The organism is Mammaliicoccus sp. P-M58, assembly GCF_022386165.1.
Classification (GTDB): Bacteria; Bacillota; Bacilli; order Staphylococcales; family Staphylococcaceae; genus Mammaliicoccus; species Mammaliicoccus sciuri.
Genome location: NZ_JAJNJI010000001.1, coordinates 119653 through 140733, shown reverse-complemented (window position 1 = coordinate 140733; position 21081 = coordinate 119653). Strand labels below are relative to the sequence as shown.

Genomic DNA, 21081 nt, shown 5'->3' with positions numbered 1-21081 from the left:
AATGGAGGCGATGATATAATGCTTTATAAACAAGAAGGATTTGTCATTCGCTCTGTAGATTATGGTGAAAACAATAAAATCATCACAATATTAAATGAACACGGTCATAAAGTTCCATTAATGGCGCGTGGTGCTAAAAAAACAAGTCATCCACTACAAGGTGCTACACAGCCCTTTGTACATGGCTTGTTTATTTTTTCGAAGTTTAAAGGAATGGGCACATTATCATCGGCTGATATTATTAACAGTCATAGAACGATGCAATCCGATATTTTTAAAAGTGCATATGGTGCATATTGTATAGAAGTCGTAGATAAGGCGTTAGAAGCGGAAGAACATAATGTATTCTTTTATGAATTATTGTTAGGTGTATTCCAAGCAGTAGAAAGAGGCGTTGATGCGGATACGATGAGCATGATTGTCGCGTTGAAATGTATGCCTAAATATGGTTATGAACCAACTTTCAATGCGTGCGTCGTAACAGGAGATATGGATCAACAGCAACTAAATGCATATAGTTTCAAATATAACGGACCACTTAGCAATCAAGCATTAATACATGATGAACATGCATATCGAATATCTAATAGAGCATTATATTTTATGAATCTCATGTATCAATTGCCGATCAAACATTTAAATAGCTTTAAAATAAACGAACAAGTCAAAAAAGAAATCCAAACTTTAATTGATAACATGTATGACGAATACGTTGGTGTAGTATTTAGAACCAAAAAATTACTCAACCAACTCGAAAACTTAAAAATGTAAAGACTTCAATAGTTTGTATTAAAAAGGTAAGCTAATTTACAAAAGTCGGTGGAAGTGTAAATAAGGTTGCCCATAGTAACAAAAGTAGGAGAAAGTGTAAATAAGAGCGCCTATAATAACAAAAGTCGGTGGAACTGTAACTAAGAGTGCCTATAATTACAAAACTCATAAGAAGTGTTAATAAGAACAGGCATTAATGTCATTTTTTTATATTTTCCCAACAACTTAACCATAAAAAAACAGAGCAAAACTTAATTAATAAGTTTTTGCTCTGTTTTTTGTTTAGTATTAGAATCTAATTTTTTCAGCTAAGAAGTTTTCAACTTCATCAATTGGCATACGTACTTGTTCCATTGTGTCTCTGTCACGTACTGTAACTTGGTTGTCTTCTAATGAATCGAAGTCAAATGTGATACAGTATGGTGTACCAATTTCATCTTGTCTACGGTAACGTTTACCGATTGATTGTGACTCATCAAAATCGATTGCAAATCTTTCACTTAATTTTTCATATACTTTAATAGCATCTGGTGAAAGTTTTTTGCTTAATGGTAAGATTGCTGCTTTATATGGTGCTAAAGCAGGGTGGAAATGCAACACTGTACGTTGATCTTTCTCACCTTCATTTTCTTCTTCGTATGCGTCACATAAGAATGCTAATGTTACACGGTCAGCACCTAATGATGGTTCGATACAGTAAGGGATGAATTTTTCATTTGTTTCTTGATCGTGATATTTGAAGTCTTCACCACTGAATTCACTATGTTGTTTTAAATCATAATCTGTTCTTGAAGCGATACCCCAAAGTTCTCCCCAACCAAATGGGAATTTGTATTCGATATCAGTTGTTGCATTTGAGTAGTGACTTAATTCGTCTTCGTCATGGTCACGTAATTTTGTATTTTCTTCTTTAATACCTAAATCTTTTAACCATTTTGCAGCAAAGTCTTTCCAGTAATTTTGCCATTCAATTTCAGTACCAGGTTTACAGAAGAATTCAAGTTCCATTTGTTCGAATTCTCTCGTTCTGAAGATAAAGTTACCAGGTGTAATTTCGTTTCTGAATGATTTACCAACTTGCGCAATACCGAATGGTAATTTTTTACGCATTGAACGCTGAACGTTTTTATAGTTTACGAAAATACCTTGCGCAGTTTCAGGACGTAAGAAAATTTCGTTTGTAGAAGATTCGGTAACACCTTGGAATGTTTTGAACATTAAGTTGAATTGACGAATGTCTGTCCAGTTTGCTGTACCACTTTCAGGACAAGTGATGCCTTTATCATCAATTAATTGTTTCATTTCATCAAAACTCATACCGTCAGCAATAAAGTTCTCATCACCTTCAACATTATGCATGTAATCTTCAATTAATTTATCTGCTCTGTAACGAATTTTAGAATCTTTGTTGTCTATCATTGGATCGTTAAAGTTTGATAAGTGACCTGAAGCTTCCCAAGTTCTTGGGTTCATTAAAATAGCTGCATCTAATCCAACGTTGTATGGAGATTGTTGAACAAACTTTTGCCACCATGCTTTTTTAATGTTATTTTTTAATTCAACACCAAGTGGACCATAGTCCCAAGTGTTTGCTAAACCACCATAAATTTCACTACCGGGGAATACAAACCCTCTATGTTTTGCTAATGTTACTACCTTATCCATATCTTTTGCCATAAAAATTCACTCCTCAATTAAATTAAAAAAGCCCCAAGACATCATCAAATAATGCCTTGGGACGAGTATATTACCCGCGGTTCCACCCAAATTAGTGTAGCCACTCACTTTTTATAAAATTTTGTAAGCCAAAACTTTAATGTTAAGCTTTCACCATCCTTAACTCGCTTTTATTTCAAAGTTAATTAAAATATAGCACGGTATGAGAGAGTTATCAAGTGAAAACAGATATTCAAATTGAGCAATATTTGCGTTACATGTTATAATTAATCTATCTGAGTTGTGTTCGAAGGGGTGAGAGCAATCGAATTAAATCAAAGACAAGAACAAATTGTACAAATTGTTAAGAACAATGGACCCATTACAGGAGAAAAAATAGCTGAACGACTAAATTTAACAAGAGCAACTTTAAGACCAGATTTAGCAATTTTAACAATGGCAGGTTATCTAGATGCAAGACCTAGAGTAGGATATTTTTATACAGGGAAATCAAGTACACAATTGTTAAGTGATTCAATTAAAAAAATGACCGTAAAAGAATCGATGGCGATACCAGTCGCAATAGAAGAAAGTATTTCTGTATATGAAGCAATATGTAAGATGTTTTTAGAAGATGTCGGCACATTATTTGTCATCAATAAAGAAGGCAATTTAATCGGCGTTTGTTCGAGAAAAGATTTACTAAGAGCAGCAATAGGTGGTCAAAGTTTAAAAGATACACCGGTTAGTATTAATATGAGCAGAATGCCAAACATAACAGTATGTTTAGAAGATGATTTATTGATTTATGCAGCTAAATTATTAATTGATAAACAAATAGATGCGATACCTGTTGTCAAAAAACTTAAAGGCGACAAAATGAAAGTTAAAGGCAGAATTACAAAAACAACGATCACAAGAGCATTTGTTTCACTTATTGAAGATGAGTAGGAGGAATTAGTTAAATGGAAGAGATAAGAATAATTATAGCATCCGATTCAGTAGGAGAAACGGCAGAGCTTGTTACGAAAGCATGTACGTCTCAATATAAGACAGAAGGAAATGCTTTAGATATTGTAAGATTACCATATATAGAGAATGAAAGTAATATTAATGAAGTCGTATCATTAGCATTAGAACAAAAATCTATAGTCGTTTATACATTGGTGAAACCTGAAATGCGATTTTACTTAAAAGAAAAATTAGAAGAAAATAATATAGAAAATGTAGACATTATGGGTCCATTGATGAGCATTTTAAGCAATGAACTTAATGAAGCCCCACTTAATGAGCCAGGCAATATTCATAAATTAGATGAAGATTATTTCAAGAAAATTGAAGCAATCGAATTTGCGGTTAAATATGATGATGGTAGAGATCCACGCGGATTACCAAAAGCTGATATCATTCTTATAGGTGTATCTAGAACTTCAAAAACGCCATTGTCACAATACTTGGCACATAAACGTTATAAAGTAATGAATGTACCATTAGTGCCTGAAGTTGCACCGCCGGAAGGATTATTTGAAATTGATCCAAAGAAATGTATCGCTTTAAAAATTAATCAAAAAAACCTTAATGCGATTAGAAGAGCAAGATTAATTCAATTAGGTTTAAGTGATGATGCTAATTATGCTAAAGATGATAGAATAGAAGAAGAATTAAGATACTTCGAGGAAATTGTTGGAAAAATTGGTTGTCCTGTACTAGATGTTTCTGACAAGGCAATAGAAGAAACAGCAAATGACATTATTAAAATCATTACACAACAAAACCGTTAAAGGGTGACAGGATGCGTATAGAACAAGAACTCATTAATGAAATACGTGAGAAGAATGACATATTAGATGTTGTAAGTGAATATGTGAAACTTGAAAAAAGAGGACGTAATTATATTGGATTATGTCCTTTCCATGATGAAAAGACACCTTCTTTTTCAGTATCAGAAGATAAACAAATTTGTCATTGCTTTGGCTGTAAAAAAGGTGGCAATGTTTTTCAATTTATTCAAGAAATTAAAGGGATATCATTTGTTGATGCAGTGAGAGAACTTGGTGATAAAGTAGATATTCATATAGAACAGCAAGAAACAGCACCAACTGAAGGTATTGTGGATGATCATATAAAAATGATCGAAATGCATGAGTTAATGGCAAATAACTACCATTATATATTGAAGCATACTGAAGAAGGTGAGGCAGCTTTAAACTATTTGAAATCAAGAGGCTTCACGGAAGAATTGATTAATGATAGGAAAATTGGATATGCACCAAATCATTCCAAATTCACGCATGACTTTTTAGAGAAAAATGGTTATGATGCTGTACTTGCATATGAAGCAGGCTTGTTAAGCCGTAATGATGAAACTTTTGATTACTTCGATCGATTCAGAGATAGAATCATCTTTCCTTTGTTGAATTTCCAAGGTAAGACAGTGGGTTTTTCTGGTAGAACATATACGGACCAATCGCCTAAATATTTAAACAGTCCAGAAACGCCAATATTCCAAAAAAGAAAAATGTTATACAACATTGATCGAGCAAGGAAATTTATAAGACAAAATGATGAAGTCATTCTGTTAGAAGGATTTATGGATGTTATCAAATCATTTGAAGCGGATATCAAACAAGTTGTGGCAACGATGGGTACAGCATTATCTAGAGAACACGTTACAATGGTCAAAAAACTGGCATCTAATGTAACTTTACTGTATGATGGAGATTTCGCAGGTAAAGAAGCTGCCATAAATGTTGGTAAAGACTTATTAAATGAAGGATTAAATGTCTTTGTTGTCAATTTACCAAAAACGATGGACCCTGATGATTATATTACAGAATACGGAAGTGATGCTTTCAAATCATTCGTTGAAGGGCAAAAACAATCATATGTTACATTTAAAGCGCAACAATTATATTATGTCAACGAAAATAATGATTTAAAACATGAACAACATATTGAAGAGTTGATTCATGACATCAATCTGATTCAATCGGAATTTTTAAGAAAAAAAGTATTGCAACAAGTAGCAGATTTGTATAAAGTAGATGTTAACAGTCTAAAAAATCGACTTTCGCCTAATATTGTTCAAAATTATACCGATTATAATAATTTCGTTCCTGAAATGAAGGAAAAAAAACTTGATAAAATCGGTAGAGCAGAGCAAGCGTTGTTAAAACATTTTATGAATCATAAACAGCTATTTTTAGAATATCATTCTAGGATTAATCAAGAAGACTTCACTTCATTGAATAATAGAGTGATTTTTTCACGTTTAAATGGGTATTATAAGAATAACGATGTTTTTAACATAAGTGATTTTTCAAGTTACATTGAAGAACATCAAATCATTGAAACGGTTATGTACCTAGATTCATTGCTAATCAATGATGAACCAGAGACAGAAGAAATCGAAGACTACATTAGGATTATCAGTCCTAACGAACACAAAGAAAATTCCATAGAATATTTGAATCAACAATTGAATAAAGCAATGCAAGCAGGCGATATCGCACTGCAAAGGCAATATTTAGAACAAATTGTACAATATAATCGGAATAGAATGTAAGAGTTAATAACCCGGGAGGCCTATTCATGTCTGATAAAGAATTAAACAAAATTAATAGCGCTAATAATGAAGAAGTGCTTACAATTGAACAAGTTAAGCACCAATTAATTGAACAAGGTAAAAAAGCAGGACATTTGAGTCACGAAGAAATTGCAGATAAATTGCAAAACTTCGAAATGGATCCAGATCAAATGGATGATTTCTTTGATTTAATTAATGAGAATGAAATCAATCTTATTAATGAAAAAGATTCAAGTGATACAAATGACAAACTAAATTTAAATGACTTAAGTGCTCCTCCAGGTGTTAAAATAAACGACCCAGTAAGAATGTACTTAAAAGAAATAGGACGCGTCAATTTATTAACTGCCCAAGAAGAAATCGAATTAGCTAAACGTATCGAGCAAGGTGATGAAATTGCGAAATCACGTCTTGCAGAAGCGAACTTAAGACTTGTTGTAAGTATCGCTAAACGTTATGTAGGTAGAGGTATGTTATTCCTTGACCTTATTCAAGAAGGTAATATGGGTCTAATTAAAGCCGTAGAAAAATTCGACTTTAATAAAGGTTTCAAATTCTCAACATATGCAACTTGGTGGATTCGTCAAGCAATCACTAGAGCGATTGCTGACCAAGCACGTACAATCCGTATCCCAGTTCATATGGTTGAAACAATCAATAAGTTGATTCGTGTTCAACGTCAATTACTTCAAGATTTAGGCAGAGATCCATCTCCTGAAGAAATTGGTGAAGAAATGGACTTACCACCAGAAAAAGTACGTGAAATTCTTAAAATTGCTCAAGAACCCGTATCATTAGAAACGCCTATTGGTGAAGAAGATGACAGTCACTTAGGCGACTTTATTGAAGATCAAGATGCACAAAGCCCATCAGATCACGCTGCATATGAATTACTTAAAGAACAATTAGAAGATGTATTAGACACATTAACAGATAGAGAAGAAAATGTATTAAGACTAAGATTTGGTCTAGATGATGGTAGAACAAGAACACTTGAAGAAGTCGGAAAAGTATTTGGTGTTACAAGAGAACGTATTCGTCAAATAGAAGCGAAGGCATTACGCAAGTTAAGACATCCATCTAGAAGTAAGCGTTTGAAAGATTTTATGGATTAAACATGAAAAGTTTATATTAATCCCAAAAAGCCTTTGACAATGCCTTGTTTTAATATAAAATATAATTGTATGAAGGTTTAACAAAAGGGAGGTTGTATGAATGAATCGTAATCCTGTTATCCCGTTTATTCTGATTTTACTACTCGGTGTAGGATTAATATTCTTCATGTCAGCACATGGTGCTAACAAAGAGGAAGAAAAAGAAGGCGGTGGCGGTGCTAAAACTGAAAAGTTTGATGCAGCTACATTCGCTAAGGACAATTGTACAAGTTGTCATGGACAAAATCTTGAAGGTGGAATGGGACCTAAATTAGCTGGAAGCAAAAAAGGTGCCGATGAAATGAAAAAAATCATTCGTAATGGTAAAGGATCAATGCCTGCACATGACGAAGCTACTATTTCAAATAAAGATTTAGACACACTTGTCAAGTACTTAAAAGATGGCGCTAAATAACACAAAAAAATCTTTTGCTATTGCAAAAGATTTTTTTAATGAAAGGGAAAAATAATGATCCAAATCAATAAACGTTTAATGAAGGTAAGTGAATATTTAAATCATCATAAATTAGCAGACATCGGTTCCGATCATGCATATTTACCTATATACGCAATTCAAAATGGATTAATTAAAGAAGCGATTGCTGGAGAAGTTGTAAAAGGACCTTTTCTAGCTGCTCAAAAAAACACTAAATTATATGGTATGAATGAACTTATAGAAGTTAAACTGGGTGACGGTTTAGAAGTAGTAGACGATACAATTGATGCTATTACGATTTGTGGCATGGGTGGTCCATTAATTGCACAAATTATTGAAGAAGGAAAGCATAAGTTAACAGGGCATCCTGATTTAATTTTACAAGCAAATATTCATGCGTTACCTATTAGAAAAGTATTACAAAGCATTGGTTATCAAATCGTTGATGAACAATTAATAAAAGATAAAAAACATATATATGAAATCATAGTGGCTAAAAAAGGTGAGATGGACCTAAATGAATTAGAATTAAAATTTGGTCCTAAATTATTAGCCAATAAAAATGATTTATTCCATGAAAAATGGCAAAGAGAATTAGAATCACTTAATAAAATTAGTAAACAATTAGAACATCATGAGGATAAAAATAGGTATAATGAAATTAATCAACAAATACTTCAAATAAAAGAGGTGCTTTAATGATTATTCAAGAGCTATTGCAAGAAATAGATAAACAAGTTCCATTTTCTACGAGTGAATCTTGGGATAATGTTGGTTTATTAATTGGTACAGAAAAAAGTGAAGTGAACGGTGTATTAACAACATTAGATTGTACGTTAGAAGTTGTAGATGAAGCCACTCAAAACAATATCAATACGATAATTGCACATCATCCACTTATTTTTAAAGGTGTTAAAAATATTACGGATAAAAGCTACGGTCGTATTATTCGTAAATTGATACAAAATGATATCAATTTGATAGCACTTCATACAAATCTTGATGTACATCCTAAAGGTGTTAGTTACATGATTGGGCAACAAATAGGATTAGATAATATGAAAGTATTAGAAGAACAACAAGAATCATATTATAAAGTACAAATATTCCTACCTGATCAAGATGTTGAAACTATGAAAGCTGCATTTAATGAACATCATTTAGCACAAACCGAAGAATACAGCGAAGTATTTTTCCAGTCTCAAGGTAAAGGTCAATTTAAACCTAGTGCATCAGCAAATCCACATCTTGGACAAGCTGATAAGACTGAAACGGTTTATGAAACGAAACTAGAATTAATGGTTGATGAGAAAGATTTAGCACTTGCTAAAGAACTCATTATTCAAACACATCCATATGAAGAACCCGTTTATGATTTCATCAAAATGTCGAGAACGTCTTCTGTAGGTTTAGGAATAATCGGGGAATTAAATGAAACGCAATCAGTAAATGAATTTGTGCAAAACTATAAAGAAAAGCTCGCTATTCCAGCAGTTAGATTTATAGGAGACCAATCAGCGCAAATTAAACGCATCGCAATTGTTGGTGGTGCTGGTATTGAATATGCAAATTTAGCTAAGGCACAACAAGCTGATTTATTTATTACTGGAGACGTTAAACATCATGAAGCATTAGATGCACTAATGGATGGTATAAATATTTTAGATGTTAATCATTATAGTGAGTATGTTATGAAAGAAGGATTAAAGTCATTATTAGAAGAATGGACAAATGGAAAGATTAAAGTGTTAACATCTTCTATTAATACAGATCCTTATCAATATATGTAAAAAACTGCCGAGTGAATTCGGCAGTTTTTTTAGTCCATTATTTTTACAGGTTTAGGCTTTTTAATTTTAGGTAATATTTTTTCAACAGGTACATTACTTGTTAAGTTTGCGTCACGTATTTCTGTCGGGTCATAATTTTTAATATAATCTATGACTTCTTTAACGATAGGCGTTGGTGTTGAAGCACCTGCTGTAACAGCTACACTTTCAACATCTTGTAGCCATTCTAATTTTAATTCACTCAAATCAGCGATTCGATATGCGTTAGTATGTGCGATTTCTTTAGATACTTGGGCTAATCTATTTGAATTATTACTTTTAGGATCACCAACGACAATGAGTAAATCTGCTTGATCTGCTTGTGTGGCAACAGCTTCTTGTCTAACTTGTGTTGCTAAACAAATTTCTTCATGTATTTCAATATGAGGATATTTTACTTTTAATTCATCAATAAGATGTTTCACATCCCATTGTGACATAGTTGTTTGATTCGTTACGATGAGTTTTTGGTTCAATAATTCTTCTGGCAAGGCATCGATATCTTCTAAAGTCTGAACGAGATGTACGATATCAGGTGCCACACCAACTGCGCCTTCAGGTTCGGGATGTCCTTTTTTACCAATATAAATAACGTGATAACCATTTGATTTAACTTCACGTATTAACTGATGCGTATTATCAACATCTGGACATGTCGCATCTATACAAACCAATCCTTTTTCTTTAGCACGTCTTTTGACTTCAGGCGATACACCATGCGCAGTAAATATAACGGTACCTTCATCAATTTGTTCTAAGATTTTTAATCTGTTCGGACCATCTAACGTAATAATACCATCAGATTCAAAGGCATCAGTCACATGTTTATTATGAACAATCATGCCAAGTATATAAATGGGTCTTGGAAGTGACTTATCTAAAGACGCATTTCTAGCAATAACCATAGCGTCTACAACACCGTAACAATAGCCTCTAGGGGTAATCTTTATAATTTCCATAAATTGCCCTCCTTATTAATGTCTATTATAACAACACACAAGTCTTAAAGAAACTAAATAAAAATTCAAAATAAATCTTTTAGCCTATCATAAAGTGCGCATTTACTATATAATGTATGAAGTGAAAAAGAAACGAGGAGGGTCGCTTATGTCTAAGCATCCGTTTGAACATTTTCAACTTGAAAATGAATTAGTAGAGGCCGTTAAAGATTTACATTTTAACCAGCCAACAGAAATACAGCGAAGAGTTATACCCAAAATTAAAAAAGGATCTAATATAATAGGACAATCTCAAACTGGTACAGGGAAATCACACGCATTTTTACTACCATTATTTGATAAAATTGACGTAAATATAAAAGAACCACAAGTGATTATTTTGGCACCAACAAGAGAATTAGCAAAGCAATTATATGACGCAGCTTCACATTTAACTCAATTTAAAAAAGGTGTAAAAGTTAGTTTATACATTGGTGGAACAGATAAATCAAGAGATATTGATAAATCTAAAAATACACCACATGTTGTTGTAGGTACGCCGAATAGAATTGATGATATGGCTGTAGAGCGTGCTTTAGATTTACATCTAGCGAAGTCAGTTGTTATTGATGAAGCAGATTTAATGATTGATTTAGGATTTATGCCTAAAGTAGATAGTATTGCGAGTAGATTAGATGAAAACGCACAAATTTCAGTATTTAGTGCAACGATTCCTAAAGCCTTACATCCATTCTTAAATAAATATTTAAGCAATCCTGAATTTGTTGAAATTGAAACAGCATCATCTAATAAAGACAATATCGACTTTTACTTAATACCGACTAAAGGTGTTGAGAAAAAAGAAAAAGTCTTAAAAGTTATGAATGTGATTAATCCTTATTTAGCAATTATATTTGCTAATAGCCGTGATAGAGCAGATGAATTAGTTGCGTATTTATCAGAAGAAGGCTATAAAGTTGGGGTTATCCATGGTGGTTTAACACCTAGAGAAAGAACACAACAAATGAAGCGTATTAAACAATTAGACTTTGAGTTTGTTGTCGCAAGTGATTTAGCATCACGTGGTATTGATATTGAAGGCGTAAGTCACGTTATCAACTATGATTTACCTAAAGAAATAGATTTCTTTACACATAGAGTTGGTCGTACAGGTCGTGGTGATTATAAAGGTATCGCAATCACTTTATATACACCTGATGAAGATGATTTAATTACACAAATTGAGAAACATAATTACAAGTTTAAACATGTCGATATTAAAAACGATGAATTTGTAGAAATTAAAGATCGTCAAAAACGTACAAAACGTGTTAAAAAAGAAGATAATATTGAAAAGTCATTAAAACAAAAAATTAAAAGAAACAATAAAAATAAAGTAAAACCTGGCTATAAGAAGAAATTCAAACGAGAATTAGATGAATTGAAATTTAAAGAAAAGAAAGCTCATTCTAAGAGAACTAAAAGACAAAGTAGAAAAGGATAGGTGTCAAATATGTTAATTGGATCACACGTTTCAATGAGTGGTAAGAAGATGCTATTACAAGCAGCAGAAGAAGCGGCAAGTTATAATGCTTCTACATTTATGATTTATACAGGTGCTCCACAAAACACAAGACGTAAAAAGATTGAAGATTTAAATATTGAAAATGGTAAAACAGCAATGAAAGAATATGGTTTATCTAACATTGTTGTGCATGCACCATATATCATCAATATTGCAAATACAACTAAACCAGAAGTATTTAACTTAGGTGTTGAATTCTTACAATCAGAAATTGAACGTACTGAAGCATTAGGTGCTAAAGATATCGTACTTCATCCAGGTGCGCATGTTGGTGCCGGTGAAGAAAAAGGTATTCAAAAAATTATTGAAGGTTTAAATGAAGTATTAACAAATAATAATGATGTGCGTATCGCATTGGAAACAATGGCAGGTAAAGGTTCTGAATGTGGTAAAACATTCGAAGAACTTGCTCAAATCATTGATGGTGTAAACCATAATGAAAGATTATCTGTATGTTTCGATACTTGTCATACAAATGATGCTGGTTACAACGTTAAAGACGACTTTGATGGTGTATTAAATGAGTTTGATAAAATCGTCGGTATCGATCGTATTAAAGTACTTCACGTAAACGACAGTAAGAATCCACAAGGTGCAAGAAAAGATAGACACGAAAATATCGGCTTTGGATCAATTGGTTATGATGCATTACACTATATCGTTCATCACGATGCATTTAAAGATGTACCTAAAATTTTAGAAACACCATATGTTGGTGATGACAAAAAGAATAAAAAACCACCATATAAATATGAAATCGAAATGATTAAAAATGGTACATTTGATCCAGATTTAAAAGAAAAAATCTTTAATCAATAACATTATCCAAGAATGCTAATTCAATTAGCATTCTTTTTTTTGTTCGTAAACATTACTATTTACATTCTTTCATATTCATTGTATAGTATTCTATTGACGAGGTGATGAAGATGGAAAAAGAAACACCGATTTTCGAGTTAAAAGATATCAGTTATAGCTATCCAAATAAATTGGCACTTAGCCATATTAATATACAAATTTATAAAGGAGATTTCTTGGCAATAGTTGGCCCAAATGGCTCTGGGAAATCAACTTTACTGAAATTGATATTAGGATTATTACCATTACAAAAAGGTAATATCTTAATAAGTGGTAAAAAAATAAATCAATATAAATCTTGGGAAAAAATCAGTTACGTATCACAAAAATCCAACGCTTTTAGTTCTGGTTTCCCAGCGACAGTGAAAGAAGTTGTCATGAGTGGCTTAACTAAAAATAAAAGTCTTTTTAAATGGTTTAATAAAGATGATGCTGCACAAGTAGATGCGATATTAGAAAGGTTAAATATAAGTGATCTTAAGAATGAAAATATTGCACAATTGTCAGGTGGTCAACAGCAAAGGACGTTTATTGCTAGAGCTTTAATTTCTAAGCCGAGTATTTTAATATTAGATGAACCTACTGTAGGTATTGATGCAAGACATGTTTCTGAATTTTACCAATTACTGACGCAATTAAAAAAAGAAGGGATTACAATCATTCTTGTAACGCATGATATTGGTGTTGTAGCCGATACGGCAAGTAAAGTAGCTTGCTTAAATCAACATATACATTTCCATGGTACAAGTGAGTCGTTTAAATCATTAGATGAAGTCTCAATATCTAAAATCTATGGACATCCCGTGCAATTTGTTGATCATCAACATGATCGTGACTGTTGTGCAAATGAAGAAGTGGAAGAATTAGTACAAAGTTAAAGATGAATATAATGAATATATAGATTTTAAATAAGGAGATTGGATATGTCAGTTGAAACGAGAGATAGATTTATACTCCTAAACGAAGGAGTGTTATATAGTGATTGATGCGTTTTTAAATTTTGATTTTATAAGATACTCATTTATAAGTGGTATCTTAGTAGGATTGATTGCACCTTTAATAGGGGCATTTATTGTAGTTAGAAGGTTATCACTTATTGCTGATGCTTTAAGCCATGTGACGCTAGGTGGTATATCAATGGGGCTGTTCTTAATGAGTGTTAGTCCATTGTTTGCTACTATAAATCCGATATGGTTTGGTATCATTTTTTCAATAGCAGGTGCATTATTAATAGAACAATTAAGAACTGAATATAAACATTACCAAGAAATCGCTATTCCAATTATTATGAGTGCTGGAATTGGTATTAGTGTTATATTTATTTCTTTAGCAAACGGATTTAATCAAGATTTATTTGGATATTTATTCGGTTCAATTAGTGCCGTAAATTTAAGTGATTTATTTACAATTATCGTCATTACAATAATTGTTTTAATCTTTGTTATGTTATTGTACAAATCATTATTTGTATTATCATTCGATGAAGAATACTCAAAAGTGATTGGCATGCCAAAGTGGATCCAATTACTATTTATTGTCATTGTTGCACTTGTTATTTCAGCTTCAATGAGAGTCGTTGGTATTTTATTAGTTAGTAGTTTAATGACATTGCCAGTCGCTACAAGCATGAGATTAGCTAAAGGGTTCAAACAGTTAATCGCATTAAGTATTTTATTCGGTGAAATCTCAGTAGTACTAGGATTGGTATTGTCCTTCTATTTGAATATTTCACCAGGAGGTATTATAGTAGGGTTATTGATTATAGAATTACTTGCTAGTATAGCGTACAGTAAAGTATTGATAAAAAAAGGAGGCTATCATCTTGAAAGTAGAGGAAGCCATTCAAATATTGAAAAATGATGGACATAAATACACAAATAAACGCCGTGATATCATATCATTGTTTGTAGATGAAGATAAATACATCACAGCTAAATATATTCAAGAAGCATTGAAAGACGATTATACAGGATTATCTTTCGATACAATTTATCGTAATTTATACTTATTTAAAGACTTGAATATTATCGAAAGCACTGAAATAGACGGCGAAATGAAATTTAGAATTGCATGTCAAAGTCATCATCATCATCATTTTATTTGTGAATCATGTGGCACAACAAAAGTAATAGACTTTTGTCCAATGGATTCAATAAAACAACAATTACCAAATGTAGAAATAGCATCACATAAATTAGAAGTATACGGTAAATGTGAACAATGCAAAACAGTATAAGAAGTGAAAAACTGGTAGCTTAAGGAGCTACCAGTTTTTTGTTTGGAGATATATGTGTGGGATTGAGTACTAGCGCTAGCGATCAAGACTCGAAAACAAGATCGTTAGAAATTCTAACGTCCAAGAAAACAAAACAAGATCGTTAGCCGACAACTTAATCAAACATGAAACAAAAAACCTGGCCCATCTCACATATGGGCCAGGTTTTACCTATATTCTATTAAGTAACGTTGACACTTCATGCCAGTTTTTAATTCTATATATACCATTCTGTAAATCTTTTTGGTTATAAGGCGTGTCAAATAAGAAAACAGGAATATTTAAATAACGATTGATATCTTCTGCGTTATCTAATTTATCTTCAAAGAAAATATCGATATTCTGTTCTTTTGTTACTTCTAATTTATTATGACTACCTGTTAATGTGATTTGATCAAATGGTATATGATGCGATTGAAACCATTTTTTCGTAATATCTTCTAAATAATGATGTCTTGCACTTATATAATAAAGTTCGTAATCATCTTTTAATTGAGTCAAAATGTCTTTTGCGCCCTCTGCAACAGGGGAGTGTTGGTATATATGTGATTCATTGTTTTTAAACCAACTCAGCATTTCTTCTTCTTTACAGTTTAAGACATTTGCTAAATTGTATTCTGTAATATCTTCATACTTAAGTTGTTGATTAAAATCTCTTTGTAAGTAGGGTACAAATGTTTTTGGACATGTAACTGTGCCGTCTATATCTATACCTAATCTTGGCTTTTGATTCATAAAAATTCACCTTTTTATTTTATGCTTTTTGAGCTTCTTTATTTTGTTCCATTTCAATTGCTAATTTATCAATTTCTTTTTTTAATTCTTCGACCATAGTTTTTTCAGGTACTTTGCGAACGGTTTTACCTTTCATAAACAGTAATCCTTCACCACGAGCACCAGCAATACCGATATCTGCTTCTCTTGCTTCACCAGGACCGTTAACTGCACAACCAAGTACAGCTACTTTTAATGGGACTTGAAGGTTTGAAATATATTCTTCTACTTCATTTGCTATCGATATTAAATCGATTTCAATTCGTCCACATGTAGGACAAGCAATTAATGTAGCAGCATTACTGGCTAATCCAAATGCTTTAAGCAAAGATTTCGCTACTTTAACTTCTTCAACTGGATCAGCTGATAAAGAAATTCGACAAGTATTGCCAATACCTAAACTAAGTATAGCACCTAATCCTGCAGACGATTTAACTGTTCCATTAAATAATGTACCACTTTCTGTTATACCTAAATGTAATGGGTAGTCAAAAGCTTGAGCTGCTTTCGTGTACGCTTCTATAGCTAAATTTACGTCACTTGCTTTCATTGATACGATAATGTCATGAAAATCTAAATCTTCGAGTATTTTAATATGATGTAATGCACTTTCAACCATACCATCAGCAGTAGGGTAGCCATATTTTTTAATAATATGTTTTTCTAATGATCCAGCATTAACACCAATTCTAATAGGAATACCTTTTTCTTTACATGCTTTGACAACTGCTTCAACTTTTTCACGTCTACCTATATTCCCTGGATTGATTCGAATCTTATCTGCGCCATTTTCAATTGCAATTAAAGCTAATTTGTAATTGAAATGAATATCTACAACTAATGGGATATTAATTTGTGCTTTAATATCTTTAATTGCATATGCGTCTTCTTCATTTGGACAAGCTACTCTAACAATTTGGCAACCAGCTTCTTCTAATCGTTTAATTTCCGCTACAGTTGTTTCAACATCATATGTTTTTGTAGTTGTCATACTTTGAATGATAACTTCATCTGATCCACCAATCGTTAAATCCCCAACTTTAACAGGTCTTGTTTTCGTGCGATGAATGATTTCTGACATGATAAGACTCCTTTGTTTAAATTTGCTAATCTTTACACTTTAGCAGGTCTTTTTCCTTTAGGTAAATACATAGCAATCATAACAATGCTTAAAATGATTATACACCATGAAGCAATTATTAATAAAGGAATCGCTGTAATCATTCCTAATAATAGGACTAAAGTCGGAAGCGTTATCACAAACGTCATCATTTTGAACCAAGTCATAAAGCGAGACTTTCTTCGTAAAATTAAACCCAATAAATGTCCAGCAAATGCCAGAATACCAATTTTGATAGATAAGCTTAAAAATTGAATAAATAATAGAAAGACAACAATCAAACTTAAATAAAAATATTTAGAATCATTAATCGTTTCAATAAACTTAATTAAATCGTCTTGATCGGTAACAAGTGAGGATAGGGAACCATAGCTAATTTCTGTGTAGTTGCTATAATTTGATATCTCAATATGATTTGGTTTAAACACGATTAAATGTTGATCTTTCATTTCGAAATCATTAGATTTTGTAAATTCGACCGTTTGATGATGATTTAATTTAATAGATTTATCTTGGGATAATAACATTTTGTTATGAGTGATTTCAAAATCAGGAATTTCTGTCACTTCATCATTGACTAACGTTGATAAATTCTGAGTGATTTGTATGTACTGAATAGAATTAGGTATGATTAATATCAAACTTAATAAAAAGATATGAAGGAATATGTATCTTAACTTCGTAATTCTAAACATTGGATACTTACTAGGATGCTTAAATAACCTTTTAAGCTCATTTATATACTGCATAAATTCACCTCTTCTTCACTTAATAATAATGTTAAAAAACACCTGTTGCAAGGCGATACATAAGAATTAAAAATTTTTTGATTATTTATTAAACAAATTATTTGTTATAAAACTTTAATCTTGATAAGATAGGTATGTAAAACAAATGAGGAGGATGATTTTTTATGGCTTTTGAATTACCAAAATTACCATATGCGTATGATGCATTAGAACCACACATCGATAAAGAAACTATGGAGATTCATCATACGAAACACCATAACACTTATGTAACAAAATTAAATGATGCAGTGAAAGGTACAGATTTAGAAAGCAAATCTATTGAAGATATTGTAAAAAACTTAAACTCTGTTCCTGATGATATCCGTACTGCAGTTCAAAACAATGGTGGCGGACATTATAATCATTCATTATTCTGGGAACTATTAACTCCAAATGCTTCTGAGCCTTCAGGAGAAGTTGTAGATGCAATTAGTTCTACATTTGGTTCATTAGACAAATTCAAAGAAGAATTTGCAGCTGCAGCAGCTGGCCGTTTTGGTTCAGGATGGGCATGGTTAGTTGTAGATAATGGCGAATTAGCGATTGTTTCAACTCCAAACCAAGATAACCCAATTTCAGAAGGTAAACTTCCAATTTTAGGTTTAGATGTTTGGGAACATGCTTACTACTTAAACTACCAAAACAGACGTCCAGATTACATTAATGCATTCTGGAACGTTGTAAATTGGGATAAAGTAAACGAATTATACCAAGCTGCAAAATAATTCGACTTTAAATTTGGATGACTGATTATTAAAACAATCATCCTGATGGGGTGGAGCAATGAAATCTTTTTATTTAAACGAGATTTCAGCTCCGCTCTTTTTTTATAAAAATTTACCTATATCAATAGCAATGTACGTCATAATAATATATGATGAAATTATTATAATAGAGTTAAAAAGGTAGGTTTAGTTGTTGAAACGAGTAAAAAAGAAATCAAAAGAAGAAGCATTTCGCCTATTAATGAATAAACGCGTAAGCCTAATATTGGCAGTTGTCGTGATTTTATTCTCTGTGCTCATTATGCGGTTAGGTTATTTACAAATTGTAAAAGGCGGAGAATACAAGCGAACGATAGATAGTACAGAATCTATTACTGTTAATGAATCGGTGCCAAGAGGACGCATTTATGATAGAAATGGTAAAGTATTAGTAGACAACGAGTCTAAAAAGGCAATTACATACACGAGAGATAGAAGAACGAGTCAAGATGATATTTTGAAAATCGCTGAAAAACTATCTCACTTAATGAAGATGGATACTTCAAATATTACAGAACGTGATAAGCAAGATTTTTGGATATTGAGAAATCAAGATGAAGTTCATAAGTTAATGAAAGATGAACAAGCTTTATTCTCAGATGGCAATATTAGTCAAGATGATTATGATAAAGCGTTATACGACAAAGTAACATCTAAATATACAGATAAATTATCAAAAAAGGATTTGCAAATCCTTGCGATATTTAGAGAAATGAATTCTGGATCTCAACTGAGCCCTGTTGTTATAAAAAATGAAGGTGTTAAAAATGATGAGTATGCAGCTGTATCTCAACACTTATCAGAACTACCTGGCGTTAATACAACAATGGACTGGGAAAGACGTTATCCTTATGGTGACACGTTAAGAACTTTATTCGGAAATGTTTCAAGTAAAGAAGAAGGATTACCTAAAGAGTTAGTGAATGACTATCTTGCTAAAGGGTATTCTAGAAATGATAGAGTCGGTAAATCTTACTTAGAATATCAATACGAAGATATTTTAAAAGGCTCTAAGAAGAAAATGAAATATGTCACTGATAAATCTGGGAAAATAACAAGTTCTGAAGTTATTTCACAAGGTTCACGTGGTAACGATTTAGTGTTAACTATCGATATAGACTTACAGAAAAAAGTTGAAGAATATATTGATAAGCACATTGAATCATTAAGAAGCAAAGGCGCTACAGATATGGACAGAGTTATGGTTGTTGTCCAAGACCCAAGAAATGGTGATGTGTTAGCAATGGCTGGACGAGATATTGATGAAAATGGAAAGATTACTGATAACCATATTGGTAACTTTACGAGTCAATATACAGTTGGTTCATCAGTTAAAGGTGCAACATTACTTACTGGTTATCAAAACGGCGTATTAAATGTTGGCGATACAATGGTCGATGAACCATTAAAATTTAGTGGTGGTTTAACAAAACGATCATACTTTAACCAAAATGGCAGAAAAACAATTACTGATGCTGAAGCATTAATGCATTCATCAAACGTATTTATGTATAAGACAGCATTGTTATTAGCTGGATCTCCATATAGTAGTGGCATGTCACTACCATCTGATGTAGAACAAGCAGGTATCAAATTACGTAAAGGTTTAAATCAAGTTGGTTTAGGTGTTAAAACAGGTATTGATTTACCAAATGAATCAGCTGGACAAATCGAACCAATTAAAGATAACCCAGGTAACTACATTGATTTAGCAATTGGACAATTTGATACGTATACACCTATACAGTTATCACAATATGTTGCTACAATCGCGAACGATGGATATAGATTGAAACCACATCTAGCAAAAGAAATTAGAAACTCTACAAATGAAGATTCGCTTGGACCTATTAAAAAGACATTTAAAGGTGAAGTGATGAATAAAGTTAATAATAGTGATAAAGAAATAAAACAAGTACAAAAAGGTTTCGATATGGCATTTAATAAACCAGAAGGAACAGGGTATACAAGTTTTAATAAAACGGTCGTACGATCAGCTGGTAAAACAGGTACAGCAGAAGTATTCAAAGATGGTAAACCAAAAGTAAATTCAACATATATTGGATATGCACCTGCTAAGAATCCTGAATTATCATTCTCAATCACTTATACAAATCAACCTGTACCAGAACCATGGTTACCAGGTGGGGATTTAGGTAGAGATATTATTAACTATTATTTTAAAGATAGAAAATAACTCAATATAAAGATTGAATCAATATAACATCTCATTTTACTGATTAATTCAGTAGAAATGAGGTGTTATTTTTTGTGTGTGAATTTATTTTTGAATAGTTTGAGATTTAGTGAAGTACATAGATTACGATTTTGTTTGTGCATGTTTGCCTAAGGTATGGCTCGAGCCTGTAGTCTCTCGCTCATACGATTCCCTCAGGCGTCAGTACTTCACAAAATCGTTATGTAGTTACGAGTAGTTTCAATTCTCCTGAGTTTTGTAACTAAGGCACCTTATATTAAAACACCATTCTCTTTTATTTTTACATTTTAAAACGTTTTCATAGGAAGTTAACACAAAATTTACAT

The 21081-nt window shown here is 32.1% G+C and carries 20 protein-coding genes; 15 read left to right on the top strand and 5 right to left on the bottom strand.

Annotation, left to right across the window (positions count from 1 at the left end; all coding sequences use genetic code 11):
* Positions 1–18: 18 nt before the first annotated feature.
* Complete coding sequence (gene recO, locus LQ694_RS00715; RefSeq protein WP_096791870.1) at positions 19–771, top strand: DNA repair protein RecO; 753 nt, start codon at positions 19–21, stop codon at positions 769–771.
* 288 nt (positions 772–1059) lie between these two features.
* Here the strand turns inward: recO and LQ694_RS00710 are convergent, their stop codons facing one another.
* Positions 1060–2448 carry a glycine--tRNA ligase gene (locus LQ694_RS00710; RefSeq protein ID WP_025904194.1) on the bottom strand — a complete coding sequence of 463 codons (1389 nt, stop codon included), beginning with the start codon at positions 2446–2448 and terminating at the stop codon, positions 1060–1062.
* Positions 2449–2742: 294 nt separating this feature from the next.
* On the opposite strand from LQ694_RS00710, the gene ccpN reads away from it, so the two are divergent.
* The 7 genes from ccpN (at position 2743) to LQ694_RS00675 (ending at position 9393) form a co-directional block, all read left to right on the top strand.
* On the top strand, positions 2743–3378 hold the full coding sequence (gene ccpN / locus LQ694_RS00705; RefSeq protein ID WP_239771781.1) for a transcriptional regulator CcpN: 636 nt from the start codon (positions 2743–2745) through the stop codon (positions 3376–3378).
* Positions 3379–3392: 14 nt separating this feature from the next.
* Positions 3393–4208, top strand: a complete 816-nt coding sequence (locus LQ694_RS00700; RefSeq protein ID WP_218697432.1) for a pyruvate, water dikinase regulatory protein — start codon at positions 3393–3395, stop codon at positions 4206–4208.
* An 11-nt stretch (positions 4209–4219) separates the two neighbouring features.
* Positions 4220–5992 (top strand): DNA primase, encoded by a 1773-nt coding sequence (gene dnaG, locus LQ694_RS00695; RefSeq protein WP_239771779.1) that lies wholly within the window; start codon positions 4220–4222, stop codon positions 5990–5992.
* 26 nt (positions 5993–6018) lie between these two features.
* Positions 6019–7128, top strand: coding sequence for an RNA polymerase sigma factor RpoD (rpoD, locus tag LQ694_RS00690; RefSeq protein ID WP_048539697.1), 1110 nt, complete (start codon positions 6019–6021; stop codon positions 7126–7128).
* Positions 7129–7228: 100 nt separating this feature from the next.
* On the top strand, positions 7229–7582 hold the full coding sequence (locus LQ694_RS00685) for a c-type cytochrome (protein ID WP_048539698.1): 354 nt from the start codon (positions 7229–7231) through the stop codon (positions 7580–7582).
* Between the two features lie 54 nt (positions 7583–7636).
* Entirely contained in the window at positions 7637–8302 is a 666-nt protein-coding gene (locus LQ694_RS00680; protein WP_096791872.1) for a tRNA (adenine(22)-N(1))-methyltransferase, read from the top strand.
* On the top strand, positions 8302–9393 hold the full coding sequence (locus tag LQ694_RS00675; protein ID WP_096791873.1) for a Nif3-like dinuclear metal center hexameric protein: 1092 nt from the start codon (positions 8302–8304) through the stop codon (positions 9391–9393). Before LQ694_RS00680 ends, LQ694_RS00675 begins: the two co-directional genes overlap by 1 nt.
* 29 nt (positions 9394–9422) lie before the next feature.
* Here LQ694_RS00675 and LQ694_RS00670 read toward each other — a convergent pair whose 3' ends face one another.
* Positions 9423–10391: a 4-hydroxy-3-methylbut-2-enyl diphosphate reductase gene (locus LQ694_RS00670; RefSeq protein ID WP_096791874.1), complete on the bottom strand. Its 969-nt coding sequence runs from the start codon at positions 10389–10391 to the stop codon at positions 9423–9425.
* Between the two features lie 148 nt (positions 10392–10539).
* Here LQ694_RS00670 and LQ694_RS00665 point away from each other — a divergent pair, with 148 nt between their 5' ends.
* The 5 genes from LQ694_RS00665 (at position 10540) to LQ694_RS00645 (ending at position 15049) form a co-directional block, all read left to right on the top strand.
* Positions 10540–11874, top strand: coding sequence for a DEAD/DEAH box helicase (locus tag LQ694_RS00665; RefSeq protein ID WP_096791875.1), 1335 nt, complete (start codon positions 10540–10542; stop codon positions 11872–11874).
* A 9-nt stretch (positions 11875–11883) separates the two neighbouring features.
* Complete coding sequence (locus LQ694_RS00660) at positions 11884–12774, top strand: deoxyribonuclease IV (protein WP_058611625.1); 891 nt, start codon at positions 11884–11886, stop codon at positions 12772–12774.
* Between the two features lie 110 nt (positions 12775–12884).
* On the top strand, positions 12885–13691 hold the full coding sequence (locus LQ694_RS00655) for a metal ABC transporter ATP-binding protein (RefSeq protein ID WP_096791876.1): 807 nt from the start codon (positions 12885–12887) through the stop codon (positions 13689–13691).
* A gap of 100 nt (positions 13692–13791) precedes the next feature.
* Positions 13792–14673 carry a metal ABC transporter permease gene (locus LQ694_RS00650; RefSeq protein ID WP_058611623.1) on the top strand — a complete coding sequence of 294 codons (882 nt, stop codon included), beginning with the start codon at positions 13792–13794 and terminating at the stop codon, positions 14671–14673.
* On the top strand, positions 14636–15049 hold the full coding sequence (locus LQ694_RS00645; RefSeq protein ID WP_048539706.1) for a Fur family transcriptional regulator: 414 nt from the start codon (positions 14636–14638) through the stop codon (positions 15047–15049). The genes LQ694_RS00650 and LQ694_RS00645 overlap by 38 nt, the downstream gene beginning before the upstream one ends.
* A gap of 210 nt (positions 15050–15259) precedes the next feature.
* Here LQ694_RS00645 and LQ694_RS00640 read toward each other — a convergent pair whose 3' ends face one another.
* From LQ694_RS00640 to LQ694_RS00630, 3 genes are read right to left on the bottom strand one after another with little or no spacing between them, the layout of a single operon-like run.
* The gene (locus LQ694_RS00640; protein ID WP_218697433.1) at positions 15260–15823 is read right to left on the bottom strand and encodes a 5' nucleotidase, NT5C type; all 564 of its coding nucleotides are present in this window, start codon (positions 15821–15823) and stop codon (positions 15260–15262) included.
* 19 nt (positions 15824–15842) lie between these two features.
* Positions 15843–16943: a flavodoxin-dependent (E)-4-hydroxy-3-methylbut-2-enyl-diphosphate synthase gene (gene ispG, locus LQ694_RS00635; protein ID WP_049318769.1), complete on the bottom strand. Its 1101-nt coding sequence runs from the start codon at positions 16941–16943 to the stop codon at positions 15843–15845.
* A 32-nt stretch (positions 16944–16975) separates the two neighbouring features.
* The gene (locus LQ694_RS00630; RefSeq protein WP_231493085.1) at positions 16976–17731 is read right to left on the bottom strand and encodes a DUF1189 family protein; all 756 of its coding nucleotides are present in this window, start codon (positions 17729–17731) and stop codon (positions 16976–16978) included.
* A gap of 164 nt (positions 17732–17895) precedes the next feature.
* On the opposite strand from LQ694_RS00630, the gene LQ694_RS00625 reads away from it, so the two are divergent.
* Both LQ694_RS00625 and LQ694_RS00620 read left to right on the top strand, forming a co-directional pair.
* On the top strand, positions 17896–18498 hold the full coding sequence (locus LQ694_RS00625) for a superoxide dismutase (RefSeq protein WP_025904177.1): 603 nt from the start codon (positions 17896–17898) through the stop codon (positions 18496–18498).
* 190 nt (positions 18499–18688) lie between these two features.
* Positions 18689–20734, top strand: a complete 2046-nt coding sequence (locus LQ694_RS00620) for a peptidoglycan D,D-transpeptidase FtsI family protein (protein ID WP_179296653.1) — start codon at positions 18689–18691, stop codon at positions 20732–20734.
* The last annotated feature ends 347 nt before the right edge of the window (positions 20735–21081 follow it).